Raw genomic sequence first — 21,428 nt, 5'->3', positions numbered from 1 at the left:
TAATTCAATTGTAAATTATGGATTTCAGTGCAGCTATTTTTTCAATGTTTGGTTATAAGTTCTTTGAATATGTAGCACCTATTGAATAATAGTCTTGATTTTGCACAAGATAATCCATGTCGTATTTTATAAAGAGGTGGATCAATGACCCCAACCAAACAGGCATTCTCTGAATTAAAAATGAATATTTCTTATGTGGAACAGTCCCTCTACTGTACTGACGATTTGAAGCAACAACAGCTTCTACTTAATGGTGTACAGAGTGTGCTTCTCTATATCGATTCACTTGTAGATCAGGAGATCATTCAAACACATGTCTTAACAGCACTGAATGGCCAAGCTGATTCGGAAATCTACCCATCGTTCACCACTTTAGAAAGTGGAAAAGATACGGATCTGCAACGTGGAATAGACTCACTCATTCAAGGGAAATGTCTTTACATACTCGACGGGTACCCGGAGTTTTACATTCTTTCTACCGAGAAAATGTATGTCCGTAGCACAACTGAACCGGAAAACGAAGGCGTTATTCGAGGGCCACACAATGGATTCGTAGAGCAGCTTTCCGTTAATTTGAATCTGATCCGTAGACAAATTATTACTCCATCCTTAATGGTTCGATATTTTAACGTCGGCGAGAAGACACATACCAAAATTGCAGTTGTATATCTTCAGGACTTGGCCAATCCGGAGTTAGTCAACGAAGTAAAAGAGCGAATTACATCCATATCTTCAGATATGGTGCTCGCTCAAGGCTTTATTGAAGAGTTTATAGAGGATAACCCCTTCTCTCTGTTTCCCCAGCAGCTCAGTACAGAAAGACCTGACCGGGTTGTTGCCAACTTGATGGAAGGACGCGTCGCCATACTTGCCGAAGGAAGTCCTTCAGCTCTTATCGCTCCAGTTACATTTTTTGCTTTTTACCAAAGTCCGGATGATTATAATGGTCGCTGGATTGTCAGTTCTTTTTTACGGTTAATTCGCATGATGAGTTTTGTCATTGCTTTTACATTACCTGCTGTTTATATTGCTACGATCTCCTTTCACTCCGCTATTTTACCGATCGAGCTGGCACACACCATCAAGAAATCATTGCAGAACATCCCCTTTCCTGCACTTGTAGAGGCAATGTTGCTTGAACTGATCTTTGAAGTACTAAGAGAAGCCGGGGTCCGACTTCCCAGCCGAGTGGGCCAGACCATCGGCATCGTTGGCGGTTTGGTTATCGGTGATGCTATCGTTCGAGCTGGGCTTGTATCCTATACGATGATTATTGTGGTATCACTAACTGCTATCTCGTCGTTTTTGGTGCCTTCGCATGAGATGAGTTCAGCAGTACGTATTCTCCGCTTTCCAATGATGATTGGGGCGGCGCTTTTTGGATATATCGGCATTGCATTTGGTCTAGTTATTTTAACCATTCACCTCTGTAAGCTGGAAAACTTAGGATCGCCTTATTTTGCTCCAGTCGCCCCTTTCCGATTAGCTGACATGAAGGATGTATGGATACGATTTCCCATCTGGGCGCTTCGCGGACGTCCTCATGATGCCCGCCCGCAGCGGCTGAATCAGCAGAAGTTCTCTAGGAGTTGGAAAAAACGTGAATAAGGAAACGACGATCACACGGGGACAATTGTTCTTTCTTATTATAAAATTTGAAATCGGTGTAGATATTTTATCCCTCCCTTATCGGATACACCTTCTGTCTAACGGTGGGGGGTGGATTTCTGTTTTCCTTGGAGGTATACTGATTCAACTTATCATACTGTTGTGCTGGCTTTTGATGCGAAGATTCCCGAGTTCGTCCATATATCACATTGTAACGCTTATAATGGGTAAATGGATTGGTAAGTTGCTGATCATTGCCTACGTTGGATATTTCCTGTTAATGGGCACTTCTGTTCTGGTGAATGCCTACGGTGTGATTAATCGCTGGATGCTGCAGGATACGCCACGGTGGGCTATATTAGCCCTCTTTTTATTCAGCAGTATTTATTTGGTTCGGCAAAAATTGCGAATTATTGCCCGGGTGCTTGTACTCATCTCCTTTTTGGTTTTGCCCATGATGGTATTGATCAGTTACGGAATCAAGGAAATCAATTTGTTATATCTTTTACCTATGACGGAAGCAGGGTGGCCCAATATCATTAGTGGATCAACCGAAACATTAATGGCTATGTTCGGCTTCGAGTTTTTTCTCGTTGTGTTTCCCATGGTTGAAGGTAACAGCGGTGGCAAACTTAAGTCCGTTGCTTCTGCAAGTGCTGTAGTTGTGTTGTTGTATGCATTTACCGTGTTTATTTGTTCGGCGGCTTTCAGTCCCCAGCAGGTTGACTTAATGCCTGAACCTGTCATTTATTTGCTCCGTTCTATCCCACTCGGGACAATGGATCGGGCCGATTTCCTGTTCCTCCCCATCTGGTTAATATCAATTTTTGGGGCCATTTGTGGCTACTACTATACGGCATCCTATGGTATAAGTTATCTCTTCAAACAAAAACACCATAAAAAAGCCGTCCCTTATGTCGTTCTTGCTTCTTGCGTAATTGCCTATCTGCCACAACAGAAGGAAAAACTTGAGTTGATTAGTACGATAGCTAACAGATCGGCATACTTTTTTCTCATGATCCTGCCTCTGCTACTGTTGGTTCTATCTTATATAATGAAACGAAAAGAGAAGATGATATGAGTAAACGAGGAAAACTCCTTGTCCTGCTGATCCTGCTCATGGTGATGACGGGATGCTGGGATCAGGATAGTTTAAAAGATGCAAGACTGGCTAATGCTTCGGCGTTTGACATCACCTCAGAGGGTGAAATTAAACAGACGCTTGAAATTGTCGATGATTCTGAGAGTCAACAAGGGCGCAGCGGTAATGAAGTCCACTCAGGCACCGGGAGATCCGTCCGTCAAAGTACGGATAGAATTCGCGCTAAAGTGACTGGTGATATCCGTTTCTTCAAATATGGGATGATCTTATACGGCAACAAACTCGCACAAAATGATATCTACCCATACCTGGACGTCTTATATCGGGAACCCGATTACCCGACCTCACATGTGAAAATTGCGATTGTGGATGGCGAGGCCGGAGATTTGTTACACCAAAAAAGAGTTGGCAGCATATTGATTGGTGAGTTTATTACGAAAAAAATTAAGAGTCTGGAGGAATTATGTATTTTTCCTGAAATGACGTTAGAGACCCTTCTCCCTCCCATGCTGGATCCGGGACAGGATTTTACGCTGCCTTACCTTTATAAGGATGGAGAGGAAATTGATGCTCGGGGAATCGCTCTGTTTCATGGGCAAAGGTTCAGTGGCAGTCTCAATACCGAACAGGCTCCTCTATACATTATTATGAGTGGGAAATGGAATAAAGCGGCGCGTTTTGTCAAAAAGGTCCACCCAGGGCCTTCCAACAACCCACGCAACTATGTCACTTATGAAGCGAATATCGCACAAATTAAGCGCAAACTGGCGGTAAAGGTGGCAAATGATAGCCAAATTGATGTGAATCTCCATATCGAACTTCCAGTAACAATCGTTGAGTATGCAATGAATCATCTTCAGGAAAAAGATACGATTGAACGTCTGAACCGCAAGTTATCCGATGACATGACTCAGGACGCGGAACAAATTATCAAGACACTTCAGCAAAGTGGGTGTGATTCCTTCGGAATTGGCAGACATTTAATTGCCCATTACCCGGACGTGTGGAAAAACCTAAACTGGAATAAACAATATGCCCAAGTTCGTTTTCACCCGGAAGTGAAGGTTACCATAGTCGGCAGCGGTGTTTTAAATTAGCAGCATGGTGTCGTGCAATTGGAAAGCTCTCTTCAGTCATGAAGAGAGCTTTTCAACTTCATATTTAACTCAAAAGTCCTCAGATCTCCCCTTCTTTTCAATTCCTAACAACAGGAATCCACATTTCACCATATACCAAACCGTTTTTCTCTCCCATTTCAACCGTTGTATTCGGACCGCCAACATAGGAATAATCCTTTTCTACGGGGAGGGCTTGACCAAAGGCAATGCCAGTAAGCATATTACTGAGCGCATCAGCCGTCTCTGCTTCGCCTTTCACAACAAGGTATTCTCCCTTAGGAAATTGGATTACTCTCGTTGCTTCTGGCAGAGATTCTTCTGTCATGACCCCAGCATAATGCATCATCTTGTTATTCACTGCTTCGTTCACAGCAAAAATATAGTCATTAGTAGCTAGGGACTTTAATGTGTCCAGGCTTCCATCCTCTTTCACAGTGGACCAAAAATCCGCCTTCTCCTTGCTGATGCCAGCATAGTCTGTGTAGTCGCTCTTAAGCTCTGTTCCAATACCCAAAACGATAAAACTGTCTTTTTCTTCGAAATGATAATTACTCATGGTTTACACCGTCCTCTTTAAATTTTCAATTGATTTGTGTTTTCACTTGATAGGTTTATAATAACCTTAAATCATGTCAGAATATGATACTGTTTAGGGGGCCCAATGAAGAAAGTTGAACGCATTAATACCATCACGCGGTATATCAATAACCGTGCACACTTTACCATCTCTGAAATCATGCGAGAATTTAATATTTCTCGTTCAACAGCCATTCGAGATATCAGAGATATTGAAGCCATGGGAATGCCACTTGTCGCTGAAGTTGGGCGGGATGGGGGTTATTTTGTCATGAACAACTCTCTTCTGCCCACTGTCCGCTTTACCGATAATGAAATCAAAGCCCTGTTTATTGCGTTCATGGCCACAAGAAATCAACAACTCCCTTATCTGAAGAGTCGTCAATCGTTGGCTGAAAAATTATTGGGCCTTATCTCAGAAAATCAGCAAGATGACCTTGTGCATTTGAATCAAATATTGCTTTTTGAAGGGACCAATCCCCATAATCCAGACTTGCTTGATCTGTCAGACCTGCCCCACCCTACCTTGGAAAAACTCATCCAAATTCTTCTTATAGAACGTTATTTGTTAGTCACTGTTCAAGAAGAGAAGAAAACAAAGTCCTATCCCATTGTTCTCTTGCACCTTCATCATCAAAAAGGCCATTGGATTATTGAAGGCTATGACTTAGAGGAAGAAAAGAGACGAATTCTATCTGTTGACAACCTCATCCATGTAGAAGCATACCCGACGAAAAAAAGGCTGAGTACGAAAAAGATTGTAGAACAACTAAAACGAAGTGCGCAGGAAGAAGTTTTCAACCTTGTTCTGGAACTTGGCCCAAAGGCGATTGCGCAATTCAAAAAATACCATCCCTTAAAATTTTCAATTGCCTATACGAATCCATACCAAACTACAGCCCTCCTAAAGGCATTTATGAATGTTCATAATTCAGAAGAATTAACCGAAATGACCAATTGGTTGCTATTTTTAGGTGGAGATATCAAGGTTAAGGAGATTCCGGAAGAAGTCCTGAACGCGATACAAGAGAGATTAAGCTTATACCAAATGAAGCAGTGAGCAGCCCCTCCTCCCTAGTCTCTCCATTTTTCTAACAACGCCTTATCGGAATTCAGGCTGAGCGTTCAGTACGAAAAACCAAAAAAAGCCGCTATTTTTAGCGACTTGTAATGGACTCATATTCATGTCTCACGCCAATGCTTGGCGAGCTGTTTCTTCTATATTAAAAGTCAGCTTTAGACTGGGCATGATTAGGTGTATGCTGCGAGATGTTTTTAACAAGCAGAAAATAAGTAACAATCGCGATGACACTGGTCATTAATAAAGTGAGTCCTAATGGGACGGCAGTATCCTCACCTGCGATGCCGACCAGAGGAGCAACCAGTGCACCCAGAAGAAATGGAACGACCCCAAGGAGTGCCGCTGCACTTCCAGCCATTTTCGCTTGACTCTCCATGGCAAGTGGGAATGCCGCTGTTGAGGTAATACCGATCGAGCAAACAAAGAAGAACAATGGAATGACCAAAGCAAAAAGTGGGCCATGAGCCAGAGTTACGACCAAAGCTGCAACGCTTGCGATTAAAGCAAGCCATAGTCCAGATAATAGAAGGTTCTGCTCAGGTATGCGTTTTGCCAAACGACCCACGATTTGAGAACCGATGATCAAACTAATTCCGTTTGAAGCAAACAATATGGCAAATACAGTCGGTGTGACTCCATATATATTTTGGTAAATAAAAGGTGTTCCTGCTACATAAGCAAAGACCCCTGCCGTCATGATTCCCTGTGCCAGCATGTAGCCAACAAACTTGCGATCACGCAGAAGTATTCTGTAATTACCCAACTGCTGTTTGAAGTCAGGAATCATGCGTTTTTCGATTGGGTGAGTTTCTTTTAATCCCCACTTTGTCATCACTAATAAGAAAATCCCCAAAAATGAAAGGGAGACAAACACGCCAATCCATGACGTGAATGAAAGAATCCCACTGCCAGCAATCGGTGCTGCCAAAGGTCCCAAATTCCCCACGAGCAATAGCAGAGAGAAGAATTTAGTAAGTTCATGTCCACTATATAGATCTCTAGCTATCGCACGAGAAATAACAATTCCAGCTGATGCTGCAAATCCTTGAGTGAAGCGAAACAAAATCAATAGTCCTATATTCGGAGCAAAGGCACACGCCAAGGAACAAATAATATAGGCTATCATGGAAATTAACAATGGTTTACGTCTACCGTAAGCATCGCTCATAGGACCCATAACGAGTTGTCCTACACCAAGTCCTAACAAACAAGCAGTAAGACTAAATTGTACAAGTGATGCCGTTGTATTCATATTTTTTGCAATCTCAGGAAAAGCCGGTAAATACATATCAATCGTAAAAGGACCTAATGTAGAAAATAAACCTAGTAGTATGGCCAATCCAAAGACATTCCAATTCGTGCTCTTCGTCATGTTAAATAAATCTCCAATTCCTTTTATATAATGTCATATCGTAAAATCTTGCTGTATGGAATCAGCACATTCCTTCTCCCTTCTCACCTGTTATGAACATGTACGTAATGGTTCTCATTCTACCTCTATTCTGAGTATAAGAGGTAGAGTTAACTATAAGTCAAGTCAAAATGAAGAACCCCCGTTCCAGATACCGGCTAGCGTATCTGAAACGGAGGTTTGGTTATATATTGCTTCATTAAATAGAACAGTGTACTTATTGTGCTGCAGTAACCGTAATGTTATCTACATTTGGTCCTTCTGTACCGGTTGTGACCACTTTAATCGTATTGGTTCCTGTGTTCATGGGAACCTGAATGGTCTTTTCACTCCATGTTGACCAGCTTCCAGTTGCCGGGAAGGGCTCATTACTGATCACTTTGGTTCCGTTGACAAATATGTCGAGGTTACGTGTTCCGCTTTCCAGGGCGTAACGAAACTTTACGTTTTTGGTACCTGTTGTAGCATTGTTGATGGCATTCCATTGAATGGCCGCACCGGTCATAGCGTTAAAGTTAACGTATCCGGAGCCTGTGTATCCTGGATAGATTGTTTCAATGCCAGCATCGGTAAGTGTGGTACCATTCTCTGCTTCATATGTGGTTCCACTTCCTGGATTCCCACCACTGCTACCGGTTACATTGGCTACAAACGTGGTTACGCTTTGAGCTGGGAGCTGTGCCGTAAATGCTCCACCTGACACGTTAATCGGTGTTCCACTTGCCAGGTTTCGACTACTATCCGTGATCCAGGAGGATACGGTAGAAGCGTTGCCGTTCTGCAGAACGAATCTTTGGCTTGTAGCCGATGTGCCGCGATTAATCGCCACAATGACCACTTTGTTATCCCCTTTGTAGGCCGAAACAAACGTGTTGGTATCCGGATTTTTGGTTGCATCCACTCTGAGATAGCCTGGACGTACAAATTTGGAGAAATGGGCCATGTTATATCCACGTTTACTAATGGTACCATCTTCTCTCATTGGACCGTACTGTCTGCGAATATACCACCATACATATGCCTGGAAATCACCTTCAACCATAGCGTTGTGCATGTGATAGGACACATCCAGCGCCTCTGGCCAGCGATCCGCTGAGTTGTTATCACTGTTCGGGTAATACACTTCGGTCATCCACAGTTCTTTGCCGGCCCCTTTTTGCTTAAAGAGAGGATATGCAAAATCTTTGAACTGGGTTCCATACGTATGCGCTCCCAGAATGTCCATGTTGGCAAGTGCCTGAGGATCATTCAGGATCGGGTCAGATATGTTTTTTAAATATTGGAACGATTCTGGTGCCATAACCTTTGTATTCTGAATGGAGCCAGCATTCTCTTTCATGAAGCGAAGGATCTCCTGTGGTGTCCACCAGGTCCAGTCATGGGCATAATCGGGTTCATTTTGTACAGAGATGGCATACAGGTCTACACCATTGTTCTTCATGTAAGTGACGAAATCGTTCAGATGCTGCGCGTACGCGGCATACTTATCGTATTTCAGGCGTTTGGCATTCGTCTGTCCGTTATGATTAAACGTTTCGACCATGTCGCTGGGAGGATTCCAGGGTGAAGCGAATACAAGTGCACCTTGCTCAATCGCTCTTTTCGCAGTAGCGACTTCTCTGTACCAGTTGTTTCTATTCTCATCGACATAGATTCTCAGAATGGAAAAGCCCAGCTGATTCTGTCCGTTACCAAAGGCGGTTTCACGCTGAGCTGCCGTCAAGTCACCGATCCAGGCTGGATGGTTAATGCCCCCAAAACCCTTGATGAGCTGTTTTTCGGAAGATAAATTAATGTTCGCGTCACTAGCTGCCGACACGTGTGTCGGGGTTAACATCAGAGGTAGAGCCGTTAAACATGCCAGTAAAACATGGACTGATTTTTTTAGTGTCATTTTGAATTTCATATCTTCATCCTCCTCAAATGTTCACAAAATTGAAAGCGTATTCAATAATTTCAACTATTTCAACAGTGAATAGAAGTTTACATATCACGTCCTCTCAAAGTGCATCAGATGATAAATAAAGTATTTATTTGTAAATGTTACTATATTATGTTGTGGAATAAAACCTGATATATTATAGGTTATTGTTGATATTTATCTTTTTTTAAGAGATACGGATACTCAAAAAAAGCCGCATTTAAGCGACTTTGAATGAGACTATGTTCTTCCCAATATTCTTTTCTTATTGTTATGTGCATTCCTATTTGTAAGACACGTTCGGAAAAGATTGATCCCTCATTTCGCTGGAGCCATGTGACTCATAATTATATCGGCGGCCCGCTTGTACCCGCCAGCCTGGCGTAAGGATTCACCGATCAAATAAGCATGCCTTTTATATAGCGAATTGTGTAGTACTTGTATTACCGCCTCTCTCAAATCAGTTGCACTGAGGTTATGTTTATTCAAAGTAATACCCGCGCTCAATTCCTGTACCCGATTGGCGACAAGAGGCTGATCCGATGTTAATGGAATCATCACCATCGGAACGTTGTAATATAACGCCTCACTCGTACTGTTCATTCCAGCATGTGTAATAAAAACATCGGTATGCTGCAGCATGTCCAACTGGGCAATGTATGGCTTGACGATAAAATTAGGAGGTATTTGATCAGCCAGCGGCGCCATATCCGTGTATTTTCCTGAAGATAGAACAACATTCACGGGTAGATCCCCTAATGCTTCAAAGCAAAGCTGATAGAAATCCAAATTTTTATTTAAAATCGTACCCATAGCAATGTACACGGTTTGCGGGTACCGTTCACGAAGCAGCTCAAACGAGAAGGTCGGAGCATCTTGACGTGTTATGATCGAAGGACCCGTGAAAATAAAACGATCATCCAGCTTTTCTGCCTGCGGCTGAAAATAACGGCTGGTGTACACGAGCTTTAACTGACCTGCATGTGCCGGAATTTCTTCGATGGCTGGAATGCTCACTTGAAACTCTTCGGCTAACTCCGTTGTGATCTTCATCGTAGCCTCATAAAGCTCCTTCGTCTCCGTCTCATTCAGAACTGAGCTAGACCCCAGAGGCTCCACAAAAGCAAAGGAGGCAATCGAACACACCGCAGGAATTCCCAATTTTTCTGCAAGAATAGTCCCTCCCCATCCCATCAGGGAATCAAAGATCATATAATCGAACTTTTGATCCTCTATCACTTGCAGCACATTGGGGATGATCCTCCGAATAATACCGCTTACCATCATATAACTGAAGTGATAAGAATGCTTGTACTCCTGGGGTTTCAACACCGGATCATGAGAGAAGGCATCTTGTGGAAATGGATAGGTAATGATCTGGGCACCGGTTTGTTCAATTCGGGAACGGTACTCCTCCGTGCACACATAGACGACTTCCTCACCATTGTCTATCAACTGAGTAACTAATCCTAACGACGGATTCACATGTCCTTCAGCTGGAGTAATGACTACTAATACACGTGCCATCTTAACTACCTCCCAATGCAATTAGTCCCCCCGTTCTTCGTGATGTATTTAGCGACGCGGTAGTCATCCGTTACATAGATATGTTGTCTTTCACCTGGCTGATGGATGATGTTCTTGATGAACGAGTTTGGTAATTCGTAGTGATGCCAAGAAACTTAACAAGACCCATAGTAATTGCAGTGTTAACACGATCAAAACACCTGTCGATATGCCCCACTGTAAAGTTTCAGACAAGGCAATCAATGCGCCACCAACTCCAATGCTTACTCCCATATAGAAGGAATCCACAAATTGCAGATTTGCGGACATTTCTCCCTCTTTTCTGGGCAAGGCATGTTGTAAAGCAATGGCTGCCGTTGTAGGGTTCGCCAATCCAACACCGAACCCTGTAATCATTTGCGAGAGGAGGATGAGTATAATCCCGCCGTCCGTCAAAATAAGAGCCAGGATCACGAGTACAGTTCCAACGATCATAATCCCAATGCCGGTCATGACTCTGCCCTTTCGGGCACGACCTTGATCTCGTGCATCAAGCTTGGCTTGCAACCACGCTGCGGCGGACCAGCTCAGAGAACCTGCTGCTACAATGAGGCCAGCAAGATCAGCTGATACCCCCTTCACTTCGGTTAGTGCCAAGATCACAAAACTTTCCGTTGTAAAATAACAAGCAACATATAGCCCTCTCGAAACCAAAGTAGCGGGCAATCCTTTTTTTACCGAGAAAGTCCCCACAGGCAGCAATTTACGCATTGGTGTGATCATGACGACTAATCCACCAAAAGTGAGTACTATGCCTTTCCAATTGGTAATCATACCAAGTCCTGTGAGTAACAGCCCCGTTCCAACGGCAAGCAGAATCGCATACATAATCTTCGAGTCGGTTGCTCGCGCTGGACCTGTCAGATCTTGCTGAAGCTGCAAATTACGGAAAGAACGGAATGTGAGACTCAACGCTATTCCAATTAAGGGTAAAACGATCCAGAAAACATATCGCCATGAGCTGTAGGAAGCAATAAGGCCTGCTGCATAAGGTCCGATTAAGGTAGGCAGGACAAATGCCATGGAGAATGCGGCCAGGATTTGAGTACGAAGTGCATCTGGATAATGCAATGTCACACAGGTATAAACGCATGTGATCAGGGCCCCCGCTCCAAAACCTTGAAGGGCTCTTCCTGCAATAAGCATATGCATATCGAAAGAGATAGCGGAGACCACAGTTCCTAACACAAAAACACTAAAAGATATCAGCATGGATGTAAAAACACCGCGCTTGTCAATCTGCTGACCCATAACCAAAGTTCCAATAAGCTGAGATAACAAAAATGCGCTGAAGATCCAACCGTATAAATGAATGCCCTCTAAACTTTGTGCCATCTTCGCGGCAATCGTCGTGATAGCCAGTCCTTCGAAAGCTACGGTTGCCAGAACCAGCATAATCCCAATTGTAGGCGCCCTGTACTGAGCATCAAATATCCCAATCTGATTGTTATTTGTCTTCTACACCTCCGTAATTAGATGGTTATTATGGTAAAATAAACCTTTTTACCTCCTGAATATACATTGATCCCTCCACTTTGTAAAGTTAAATATTTAAAAAGTAGGATTGTGCTCTAGATTATGATCCACATTTTCAATAGGAGATTTTGCTTGAAAATATGCCATTTTCATTACAATCAATTTGGAGAAGTCCATCCTCTAAGATCCAGGCATCTGTTTTTTCAACAAAGAAATGAAAGCCTTCAATGGATTGAACCAATGCGGGATCGATCGGTGTAGCACTCGCATTTATGCCAATCGTAAAAGCATCGGAGCCTCCTCCGACATATTTCGCATAAATTCTTACATATTGCTCCTCTTCCAATTCCCATTCATTCTTAAATGAATTGATCGCTTTATCAGATACTACAAATGAGATCATTGCTCTGCACTCCTTCCTTAATTAATCACATTTCTTCACTTCGCCACGATAATTGGCCATTCTGAAACTGGCTCCGCATCCACACGACACTTTTGCATTTGGATTATTCATGGTGAATCCGCCTACCATCCCACTTTCTTCATAGTCAATCTCAAGCCCATCAATATATGGAATACTATTGGTGTGAACCAATATCCTAAATTGCTTTTTATTTAACACAATGTCTTCTTCTGCCTGCTGCTCATCCACGATAAGGGTATACGATAAACCACTGCATCCCCCTTCATCAACGCCTACTCTAAGGAAGGGATTTTGGATATTTGCACTCAATAAGATTTCGACGATTTTTTCTGAAGCATTATCACTGACCTCGATGATCATCTTCATTCCTCCCTGACGGTATCATTTTGAGAACCTGGTATCCCAGTCCATAAGACAGGGTATGAATGTAGCAAGAGCAACTCCTTTTGGCGTAAGTTCATAAATGATATGTGTAGGGCGTCTCAGTATTGTTCTTTTGACCAAATGATCCTGTTGAAGACCCTTTAAACGTCTGGAGAGGATCATTTCGGAAATGGAAGGAATGCTTTCGAATATTTCACCGAATCTCTTCGGACCATGAGAAAGAATGCATAATATATGGATCGTCCATTTCGTTCCAATGATACGATAAGCTGTGAATATTTTATTCGGATCTTCAGTGAACAATGGTCTGTACACCCACTTTCTTATTCATCCGCGTGATGAGATCCGAGTGCTGGCAATGATACTCATGACGATCAACAAGAGATGGAAACCCATGGCTACAATTAAGCCGGATTGAAGTGACATCCCGCCAGCCTGACACACGACAAGAATGGAACCACCAATGCCGATCACTACGCCAGGTGTAAAAGAATCTGCAAATTGCAGATTGGCCGAGGTTTGGCCAACGCCTTCTTCCCCCGTTTGGGAAAATGCGACAACACCGCTAATCGGATGCGCCAATCCAATACCGACTCCTGCAATGATCTGACCAAGAACTGCGATGGTAACGGTCACAACAGGTACCCAAAATACGATGGCAATCCCTATCGCAAGCAGCAATACCCCAAGAATGATTCTCATATGACGTCCACGGCCTTGATCTGCCGCATCCCACCGTCCTTGCAGATACGCAATGATACACCAACTTAATGCAGCACTCGCGACAATTAATCCGGCCTGTGAAGGTGTAATTCCTTTCACGTCGATTAGAGCTAATACCAGGAAATTCTGTGTGCTGGTATAGGCAGCGAAGAACAACCCACGTGTTGCCAGAATTGCTGGCATTCCTCTACGCAACGTAAGTGTTCCCTTCGGTAGCAATTTACGTAGCGGAAATAACATCAATACTAGGCCAATGATGACTAAAACAAATCCCATAATGCTCGGAAGCATACTTAGACCTACCAGGAAAATCCCTGTACCTAACGTTAAGAGTAACGCCATCCAAGTGGATGAAGATCCGCTATCCCCTCCCGTCTTCTGCACTTTCAATTTCCTAAAGGCAGGTAAACTAAGCAATGCTGAAACCACTAGCACAGGTAAGATCCCCCAGAAAACAAAGCGCCAGGACCACTGATCTGCGATAAGAGCGGCTACATATGGACCAAGCATGGACGGAAGAACATAGGCAGTACCAAATGCTCCAAGAATTTTGGCACGTAACTCATCCGGGTAACTTAAGGATATAGCCGTATACACACAAGTCATCATAGCTCCGGCACCCAAACCCTGCAGGGCCCGTGATCCTATCATGGTATACATATCGCCTGCGGTTGCGGCAGCGATCAGCCCTACGATAAACAACAGAAGTGCAAAAGTGAACGGTGCTGCAGGTCCTCTTTTATCAATGATTCGACCGACGACCAGTGTTCCGATAATCTGCGCAAGCAGGTATGTACTGAATATCCACCCGAACAGGCTAAGGCCGTTCAAGTCTCCAGCAATCGAAGGAGCAATGGTGGTTACGGATAGACCTTCGAATCCAACGGCCATCACCGATAAAATAATCCCTATGGATAGTGCAAAATAACGCGGGCTGAAAATACTTTGATGATTAGACGACATGAAATGTGACCTCCAAGAAAAATGGTATGTATACATCGTATCCGGATACTTAGTAAACATTTTTGTTTATAATGTCTAAGCTACAGTTCGGCTTTGACTTTGTCAACATTTTTGTTTAAAATGTAGTTAGTGATGTAGATTCAGTTGTTTCAAAAGGAGGTGCACCATGAGCGGAAATCAAACTAAAAAGGATGTCTCGACCAGTACCCGGAGAGCAATTATTAATCTGTTAAAAGAGCGTGGGGGAATGGATGTTGTCGCACTCTCCTCCCAGTTTTCGTTATCCGGAATGGCTATTCGTCAACATCTGAATGCGCTAAAAGGAGAAGGATTGGTTACAACTGTGGAAGAGGCCCGTCCCATGGGTCGCCCCACCAAGCTATGGATATTAACTCCCGCGGCTAATCGTTTTTTTCCAAGTGGATATTCGGATTTATCCGTCAGCCTCATCCATTCGATGAAAGAAGCTTTTGGTCATGAAGGGCTGGACAAGCTGCTGGATGTTCGAAATAAAAATATGCAAGAACAATATCTTCAGCATCTTGGCGATTCATCAGGAGTTAGAGAGAGATTGGAGAAATTGGCTGAGATTCGTACCAATGAAGGTTATATGGCTGAAGTTAAGGAGCAGGATGATGGCAGTCTCCTATTCATTGAGAAGCATTGTCCCATCTGTGAAGCAGCCGCGGTATGTACCGGTTTATGCAAGAATGAGTTACATTTATTCAAAACGGTTCTAGGCGATCATGTTCATATTGAACGGGGAGAATACATTTTAGCCGGAGGAAGAAACTGCGTATACACCGTTAGGCAAAATAAGCCATGACCAAAAGAGCAACCTCATTGGAGATTGCTCTTTTGGTTTCGATTTTGAATTGACTACTCTTCGAGATTATCGTGATCTATCAATATAAAATCATCCCTTCACTACAATGCAGATTTCTCTAAATTATCCTTCATTATCCCAGTTATTTCTAACTCTTTCATTATCGTACGTACCCAATTATGTAATTTTGAATTTAGGTAGAGTATAGTAAGAGTGTTGAAAATATACTCTAGGAGGCTACAGCCATGTCACAAAAAATCTGGATGAACCTGCCGGTGAAAGATGTTGTGAAATCCACTACCTTTTTCAATGAGATTGGATTCCATGGGGAGAATGTTGGCAACGAGAGAGCCCAGCTTGTCATAGGCTCAACAACGATTCTGCTGTTTCCGGATGCAACGTTTGAGAAATTTACAGGTGCCAAAACCGCAGATACTTCCCATAGCGCAGAAGTGATATTTTCGATTGGTGCTGACAGCAGAGAAGAAGTTGATGCTTTTATTGAAAAAGTGGAGTTAGCTGGAGGAACCATCTTTGGCAAGCCGGGTGAAATAGACGGCTGGATGTATGGGGCAGGATTTGCCGACCTGGACGGTCACCGCTGGAACCTATTGTATATGGATGAGAGCAAAATGCCTAAAAACTAATATGAAAACGCCGGTCCTTGTTTAAGGTCACTGGCGCTGCAGATTCCGATAGAATCATTTTCTTGATCCTTCAACAACAAAAATGATAACAACAACTAGCCACTACTTTAGACAAATTGTTGTTATCATTCTTTGTTATTTTACTTGAGTCTTGCAAAATTGACCTGAATGTCTTGAAAAAGGCAGACCTGTCGTGTGTTGGGGGATCGAGCGATTTAGGCAGACAACCGAAGCAATTTCAGAATGTCGAAAAGAGGCTTCTTTTCTAATGCTTGTTGATACACGAAGACAATCATTTGCCCGAAATGCTCTTCTCGAATGCGACGTACCACATCACCTAGGGTGAGATTCGACGCATGCTTCATCCACTCTTGCCGCTGATACTCCAAGAAATTCTGCGTCAAGAACTGGATCGCCCAAAAGCGTTCAATACCGCGAAACGAAAGCAATTGGTACTGGTCAAAGCCGAGCAGTTCCTTAAAGTATCGATATCCCGTCTCGATATTCCAGCGCACGTGATAATACCTTTGAATCGTAACGAGATCCAAAGACAGATCCGTACACAGGAGACAAACCTGCGGCTTGCTCGAAACGGTGTATTCGTCCTTCCAGGACAGCAACAGTTTGACGTTTTCGATGCTGCTCACCGGACCCTCGTAAGGGTAGACCCAGTACCTTCCCTGATCCTCTACCGTAACGGAGTGGAGGTCAGACTTGCGAATGTACTGCTGAGCGAAATCATCTAAAGGCATGTTAATTCCTGCCGGGCGAATCCGGCGATTGGTTTTGACGGCGGCAATGACATGAAATCCTTTACGGTTACACGCGTTAATCACCTTTTCGCTGGTGTACCAGCTATCCATGAGGACGTAGACCCGTTCATCCTTTGAAATGGGAAACGCCTCGACCATCTCTAGCGCCAAATCATTTTTGCTCTGGAAAGGCAGACGCTGAGATTGGCAGTACTTCTCGGGATAGTACGGCCGAAAATCCCAAGCATACGAGCCCTCTGCAGCAACCACATGTGTAGTGACCAGGCAATGGCACCACACCGATTTCCCGGCTTCATGAGCATATTGAAAGCTGAGTGCCTCCATTTTCTTGGTCGATTTGTCTTTCTTGCAACACGTGTCGTCCACGATGAGGAATACAGGAGTTCGTGTATCACCCGATTTAGCAGAAATCTGCTTCATGATCCTCTCCATACGCCGTCGTTGCATCCGATTTACACACCAAGGTGAATGATTCAGAAAATTCGTCGTACTGCTTAAATGACGATTCCCCTTGGCCGCATGCTGAATTTGAGTGATATTCTTCCTTCCGGCACAGAGAATGATGCCTTGAACAAGCGTAAACAGATGGCTGAGCTGCGGCTTCGACATGTGCAAGTGGAGAGACAAAATAAACTTGACGATGGGCAGGTAGAGGGATACCATAAGAGTGGGACATCTCCTTTATCTGGAAATTGTGGTCTTGGTAAACGACAATTTCTCCAACAAGGCTGGATGTCCTTCTTCTGTCTGCCTATTCGATAAAAGTTCTAACGATTTGACTTTAATTCCATTTGTCCGACAGCACGTTTTTTACAAGACTCAAGTTATTTTACATATTCATTCACCACCTGGTAATCCTCGTTACTTTCTCCATTTCTTCACACTTCTACTTCTCATGTTCCTTTACCACTTGTTCGATCCCCAACAAAATCAGCTTCAAGCCGAACTCGAAAGCTCCGTCGGTTCCCATCACCTCAAACATACCGTTCTTATACATCCTGCTGAACATACCAGCTTCCTTCTCGCTCATAGAATCCAGAAGGCGAATCATCTCTTCACCCTGAAGTGCTTCCTGGTCCTTAATAACTGCAGATATATTGCGCTGATGCTGATAATCGTCCAGTACGAAATAGAATACATAATTGACAAGTGTAAGAACTGCCTGTAATTTCTGCTCTTGCTCTAGTGGCGTTGATTCCATGCAGAGCAACATACGATTGGTAAAGCGGATCATGTCCGGCTCGTGAGGCAGCGTCATCATCATAAGTTGTGTGGAGCACGGATATCTGCTGAGCACACTCCGTATCGTTACCGCAAGCCCCTCCATCTGCTCCTTCCATTCTCCTTCAGTGTGAAACTCGTCCAAAATAATTTTAGATATCTGGTTGTCCAGCCGTTGGTAGAGTGTCTGCTTGCTCTTGAAGTACCAGTATAGAGATGGAGCCTGAATCCCCAGCTTGTCTGCCAAGCGTCTCATGCTGAATTTCTCGATGCCCTCTTCCGCCAAAAGCTCCCACGAAGTTTGCAAAATCTTATCTTCCGAAATCTGAGGCTGTTGTTTTTTCATCGGTATCCGCCCTTTTATCTAACAGTGTAAGTTTATGCTTTACAGGTTCATAAGTTCATGATAACATCTAACACTGTAAGGTTCAATCTAACGGTGTTAGATTAGATCAATATTAACGAAGAAAGTAGTGACCCACATGGATGCAGAAAACCTCCATTACTTTGAAAAAGCACCGATCGCCAAAGCCGTAGCTCACTTTGCTGTCCCAATGATGCTAGGCACGTCAATGAGTGTTATTTACTCCATCTTGAATGCCTATTTCCTTGGCACACTGGGTAATACGGCAATGTTAACTGCACTCGCACTAACTTTACCGTTATTTGCGGTTATTATGGCGTTAGGCACCTTAATTGGTATAGGTAGTGGTACATTCATCTCTCGTTTGCTGGGAGAGAAAAAAGTGGATGATCTCAAGCATGTATCTTCATTCGCCTTTTACAGTAGTTTAGTTCTCGGAATTATTGTGATTACCGTTGGCCTCCCGCTGATCGAACCAATCGTTCATGGGCTGGGCGCAACACCGGAGTCGTTCGGATTTACGAAAGACTATGTCACGATTATGCTTGTGGGTTCACCCTTCGTCATCTTATTCTTCACGCTGGAGAATATCGTGCGCTCAGAAGGTTCAGCAATCACCTCAATGACCGGTATGATTCTCAGTGTTGTTATAAATATTATCCTCGATGCGCTATTCATTTTTGTCTTCCATTGGGGCGTGATTGGCGTTGCATCTGCTACCGTCATCTCCAACTTGGTTGCGAGTGCATTTTACGCTTACCATATGAGTTATAAGAGTCAATTCTTAACCGTCTCCCTGAAATGGTTCAAGGTGACCAAGGACATCCTGAGCAATGTATTGAAAATTGGAGTTCCCGTCTTTGTTATGAGTGTCTTCTTGGGTGCAATGTCGCTTATTCTTAACCTTTTTCTTGTTGAATATGGAGATCAGGCCGTTGCGGGGTATGGAATCTCATCACGTTTATTGCAATTTCCTGAGTTTATTCTGATGGGTTTGTGCGAGGGAGTTGTGCCGTTGATTGCCTTCTCATTCACAGCGAACAAATTACGCATGAAACAAACCATTGGATTCACGATCAAAGCTATTTTGGGCTTAGCTGTCCTGTTCGGTGTTGTCGTCTATCTGATTTCCGATCACTTAATTGGTTTATTTACGACTGACCCGCAATTAATTGAAATGGGTAGCTACATTCTCCATGTGACCTTTTTATCCTTGTTCATTACAGGAATGACTTCATTGTTTGTGGGGATCTTCCAAGCAACAGCCCAAGGAACTGCCGCGTTTGTCATGTCCATAATTCAAGGAATTACGCTGATTCCTGTATTGTATATCGCTAATCATATGAACGGCTTTCATGGAGTGATCTGGTCGCTCGTTATTGCGGATGCCGTGGTGTTCCTTGTTGGGGCCGTGATGCTATATGTTTTGCGGACCAAATTGCAACCGGATTTGGAACATTTGGTACAGTAGATAATATATAACACGCAAAAAGGCAGGATAAGGGCGCTCCCTGACCCTGCTCTTTCATTTCCAAATGACAATTATCTATCTGGTGATACGAAGAGATCGTAAACCGTCTGTTATAAGGAAAACGTGGTCAACATATGTTCTATTTCATCCATATACCCATCCACTGTAATGCTTCTCGGAGCAAACAGAAATCGTAGTGATTGTTTCCATTCCGAGCCTGCAATAGAGGTTGGTAACATCGAATGTTCTGTGTCAGAGAAGATTTTCACATGAAGCAAGGAAGATGGCTGAATTCCTTTACGGTATGCTTGCTCTGTATCAACAATGTCCACATTCACATCATCTTCTCCAAGCAGAAGTAATACAGGTGTTTTGAAATAATGCAAATTCTTCGTGGCATCAGAAGCGAAATTTTTTCTTATGAAGTTCCAGCGTTCTTTGGAGATCAGATCATCCTCTCGAGCAATCTTGGTATACTCTTCATATGTGCCATGTTTTTTTAAAATCTCTTTAATCTGGTTTTCATAATCGACCTGATTTTGAATCTCCTCGGGGGAATGACCATCTTTCGCCATTTGGCTGCGTGTGTTGTATTCTCCCTGTTCCAACCAGTTTATCGCTGGTGATACCAAGATACTGAAGGCGAGATGTTCTTTCCCAGCAAGCTTAGGAATCACCCAGCCTGCTTGGCTGGCACCCCATACGCCTATTTTGGAATCATCAATGATGGATTGTTCTTTCGCCCATGCAATAGCTTGCTGTGCCTCCACAACACGATCATCCATGCTTTGATCTAGCCAGTTTCCCTCCGATCCCCCGATTCCCCGTTTATCTAGCGACAAGGATGCATACCCGATCGATGCCAGTCGCTCCCACAACGGTTTGTATCCCTCACCATGAGTAGAGTCTATCGGACCGTCACCGTGAATAAACAGTACTAGACCTAGCTTGCCTGAATGGTTTCTGGGTAACGTGAGCGTACCTGTTAACTTACCCTGTGGAGATTGAATTTCAATGGTTTGTTCCTCCATGTCAAAATCACTTTGATCGACTATGTACAGTCCTGCACCAACCATCAGTAAGATTGATACAATAACTGAAATGTATCGTTTTTTCCAATTAAACATAACTATCTCCTTTGTAAATCATGTAATGCCATTGGTTTTCGCCTAAGAGCAGGCCGGTCAGAAAGCTGTTTGTGCTATACTGCTTGCGAAATTGATAGCGTTCATATAACTGTATCGCTTGATGATTCTGACTTGCCACATGCAAGCTAAGAAATGATATTGATTTGGATTGCAACATATATTTCTGTGCCCATTGAAGCAACTGCGTACCAATTCCCTTGCCTTGGTGCTGTGGATGTACAACCAGATCTTCCACATAACATTCGCCTAATGTAGGAGTATGCTTCAGCAGATGTAAACCAGTTATTAACTGAAGCAGTTTCCACATGCCAACTCTATTGCACTGGCTCCACCAATGAGGATTGGCACGAACGCTTGTTATTGCTGCTCTGTTATCTGCTTCCTTCCATTTAAAGCACATGGTGCCAACAATCTCCTCATTTTCACGAGCAATGACTCGAAGAGTACTTTGTTCCATGGGCGGATGATTGAGCAACTGTTCAAATGCGTAAGCCAGATCAATTATGGACAATGAAGTGATCTTTTGAAATTTGTGTCCGAAACCATAAGCCATGAGTTCGGCAACAGCTTGATGAAACGGGGGACGAACAGGTTCTATCTGTATAGAAGTCGTCACTGTGTGCCT

21 protein-coding genes are annotated in these 21,428 nt (G+C 43.5%); 8 read left to right on the top strand and 13 right to left on the bottom strand.

What is annotated here, in order from left to right:
- The first annotated feature begins 144 nt into the window (after window positions 1–144).
- The 3 genes from AC1S8V_RS15330 to AC1S8V_RS15320 are packed head-to-tail and all read left to right on the top strand — an operon-like array spanning window position 145 to window position 3,807.
- Window positions 145–1,608 carry a spore germination protein gene (locus AC1S8V_RS15330; protein WP_482074320.1) on the top strand — a complete coding sequence of 488 codons (1,464 nt, stop codon included), beginning with the start codon at window positions 145–147 and terminating at the stop codon, window positions 1,606–1,608.
- A complete protein-coding gene (locus AC1S8V_RS15325) occupies window positions 1,601–2,689 on the top strand; it encodes a GerAB/ArcD/ProY family transporter (RefSeq protein WP_482074319.1) in 1,089 nt (362 codons plus the stop codon). The genes AC1S8V_RS15330 and AC1S8V_RS15325 overlap by 8 nt, the downstream gene beginning before the upstream one ends.
- Window positions 2,686–3,807, top strand: coding sequence for a Ger(x)C family spore germination protein (locus AC1S8V_RS15320; RefSeq protein WP_482074318.1), 1,122 nt, complete (start codon window positions 2,686–2,688; stop codon window positions 3,805–3,807). Before AC1S8V_RS15325 ends, AC1S8V_RS15320 begins: the two co-directional genes overlap by 4 nt.
- Window positions 3,808–3,904: 97 nt before the next feature.
- Here the strand turns inward: AC1S8V_RS15320 and AC1S8V_RS15315 are convergent, their stop codons facing one another.
- Complete coding sequence (locus tag AC1S8V_RS15315) at window positions 3,905–4,384, bottom strand: GyrI-like domain-containing protein (RefSeq protein WP_482074317.1); 480 nt, start codon at window positions 4,382–4,384, stop codon at window positions 3,905–3,907.
- 105 nt (window positions 4,385–4,489) lie between these two features.
- Between AC1S8V_RS15315 and AC1S8V_RS15310 the strand changes: the two genes are divergently transcribed.
- On the top strand, window positions 4,490–5,464 hold the full coding sequence (locus AC1S8V_RS15310; protein ID WP_482074316.1) for a helix-turn-helix transcriptional regulator: 975 nt from the start codon (window positions 4,490–4,492) through the stop codon (window positions 5,462–5,464).
- Between the two features lie 163 nt (window positions 5,465–5,627).
- Here the strand turns inward: AC1S8V_RS15310 and AC1S8V_RS15305 are convergent, their stop codons facing one another.
- The 8 genes from AC1S8V_RS15305 to AC1S8V_RS15270 all read right to left on the bottom strand — a co-directional run bounded on the left by AC1S8V_RS15305 (window position 5,628) and on the right by AC1S8V_RS15270 (window position 14,353).
- On the bottom strand, window positions 5,628–6,857 hold the full coding sequence (locus AC1S8V_RS15305; protein WP_482074315.1) for a multidrug effflux MFS transporter: 1,230 nt from the start codon (window positions 6,855–6,857) through the stop codon (window positions 5,628–5,630).
- Window positions 6,858–7,113: 256 nt separating this feature from the next.
- Entirely contained in the window at window positions 7,114–8,790 is a 1,677-nt protein-coding gene (gene xynC / locus AC1S8V_RS15300) for a glucuronoarabinoxylan endo-1,4-beta-xylanase XynC (protein ID WP_482074492.1), read from the bottom strand.
- 345 nt (window positions 8,791–9,135) lie between these two features.
- The gene (locus tag AC1S8V_RS15295) at window positions 9,136–10,344 is read right to left on the bottom strand and encodes a macrolide family glycosyltransferase (protein ID WP_482074314.1); all 1,209 of its coding nucleotides are present in this window, start codon (window positions 10,342–10,344) and stop codon (window positions 9,136–9,138) included.
- A gap of 90 nt (window positions 10,345–10,434) precedes the next feature.
- A complete protein-coding gene (locus AC1S8V_RS15290; RefSeq protein ID WP_482074313.1) occupies window positions 10,435–11,778 on the bottom strand; it encodes an MFS transporter in 1,344 nt (447 codons plus the stop codon).
- 196 nt (window positions 11,779–11,974) lie between these two features.
- On the bottom strand, window positions 11,975–12,262 hold the full coding sequence (locus AC1S8V_RS15285) for a HesB/YadR/YfhF family protein (RefSeq protein WP_482074312.1): 288 nt from the start codon (window positions 12,260–12,262) through the stop codon (window positions 11,975–11,977).
- Between the two features lie 21 nt (window positions 12,263–12,283).
- Window positions 12,284–12,643: a HesB/IscA family protein gene (locus AC1S8V_RS15280; RefSeq protein WP_482074311.1), complete on the bottom strand. Its 360-nt coding sequence runs from the start codon at window positions 12,641–12,643 to the stop codon at window positions 12,284–12,286.
- Between the two features lie 21 nt (window positions 12,644–12,664).
- Complete coding sequence (locus AC1S8V_RS15275; protein WP_482074310.1) at window positions 12,665–12,982, bottom strand: winged helix-turn-helix transcriptional regulator; 318 nt, start codon at window positions 12,980–12,982, stop codon at window positions 12,665–12,667.
- Window positions 12,983–12,994: 12 nt separating this feature from the next.
- A complete protein-coding gene (locus AC1S8V_RS15270; RefSeq protein ID WP_482074309.1) occupies window positions 12,995–14,353 on the bottom strand; it encodes an MFS transporter in 1,359 nt (452 codons plus the stop codon).
- A 166-nt stretch (window positions 14,354–14,519) separates the two neighbouring features.
- Between AC1S8V_RS15270 and AC1S8V_RS15265 the strand changes: the two genes are divergently transcribed.
- Window positions 14,520–15,179: a helix-turn-helix transcriptional regulator gene (locus tag AC1S8V_RS15265; protein ID WP_482074308.1), complete on the top strand. Its 660-nt coding sequence runs from the start codon at window positions 14,520–14,522 to the stop codon at window positions 15,177–15,179.
- 245 nt (window positions 15,180–15,424) lie between these two features.
- On the top strand, window positions 15,425–15,826 hold the full coding sequence (locus AC1S8V_RS15260) for a VOC family protein (protein ID WP_289389175.1): 402 nt from the start codon (window positions 15,425–15,427) through the stop codon (window positions 15,824–15,826).
- Between the two features lie 215 nt (window positions 15,827–16,041).
- Here the strand turns inward: AC1S8V_RS15260 and AC1S8V_RS15255 are convergent, their stop codons facing one another.
- On the bottom strand, window positions 16,042–17,208 hold the full coding sequence (locus AC1S8V_RS15255; RefSeq protein WP_482074491.1) for an IS701 family transposase: 1,167 nt from the start codon (window positions 17,206–17,208) through the stop codon (window positions 16,042–16,044).
- Here AC1S8V_RS15255 and AC1S8V_RS15250 point away from each other — a divergent pair.
- Complete coding sequence (locus AC1S8V_RS15250) at window positions 17,098–17,361, top strand: hypothetical protein (protein ID WP_482074624.1); 264 nt, start codon at window positions 17,098–17,100, stop codon at window positions 17,359–17,361. The two genes, AC1S8V_RS15255 and AC1S8V_RS15250, sit on opposite strands and share 111 nt — an antisense overlap.
- A 124-nt stretch (window positions 17,362–17,485) precedes the next feature.
- On the opposite strand, the gene AC1S8V_RS15245 is transcribed toward AC1S8V_RS15250, so the two are convergent.
- The gene (locus AC1S8V_RS15245) at window positions 17,486–18,166 is read right to left on the bottom strand and encodes a TetR/AcrR family transcriptional regulator C-terminal domain-containing protein (protein ID WP_482074307.1); all 681 of its coding nucleotides are present in this window, start codon (window positions 18,164–18,166) and stop codon (window positions 17,486–17,488) included.
- Between the two features lie 136 nt (window positions 18,167–18,302).
- Between AC1S8V_RS15245 and AC1S8V_RS15240 the strand changes: the two genes are divergently transcribed.
- Window positions 18,303–19,655 carry an MATE family efflux transporter gene (locus AC1S8V_RS15240; protein ID WP_482074306.1) on the top strand — a complete coding sequence of 451 codons (1,353 nt, stop codon included), beginning with the start codon at window positions 18,303–18,305 and terminating at the stop codon, window positions 19,653–19,655.
- Window positions 19,656–19,765: 110 nt separating this feature from the next.
- On the opposite strand, the gene AC1S8V_RS15235 is transcribed toward AC1S8V_RS15240, so the two are convergent.
- Window positions 19,766–20,782, bottom strand: a complete 1,017-nt coding sequence (locus AC1S8V_RS15235) for an alpha/beta hydrolase family protein (RefSeq protein WP_482074305.1) — start codon at window positions 20,780–20,782, stop codon at window positions 19,766–19,768.
- Window positions 20,775–21,419, bottom strand: coding sequence for a GNAT family N-acetyltransferase (locus tag AC1S8V_RS15230; RefSeq protein ID WP_482074304.1), 645 nt, complete (start codon window positions 21,417–21,419; stop codon window positions 20,775–20,777). Before AC1S8V_RS15230 ends, AC1S8V_RS15235 begins: the two co-directional genes overlap by 8 nt.
- Window positions 21,420–21,428: the final 9 nt, after the last annotated feature.

The sequence above is a fragment of the Paenibacillus sp. B46(2026) genome (genome assembly GCF_056786355.1).
The sequence above is the reverse complement of the archived record's forward strand: the minus strand, read 5'-3'. Positions and strand labels throughout refer to the sequence as shown.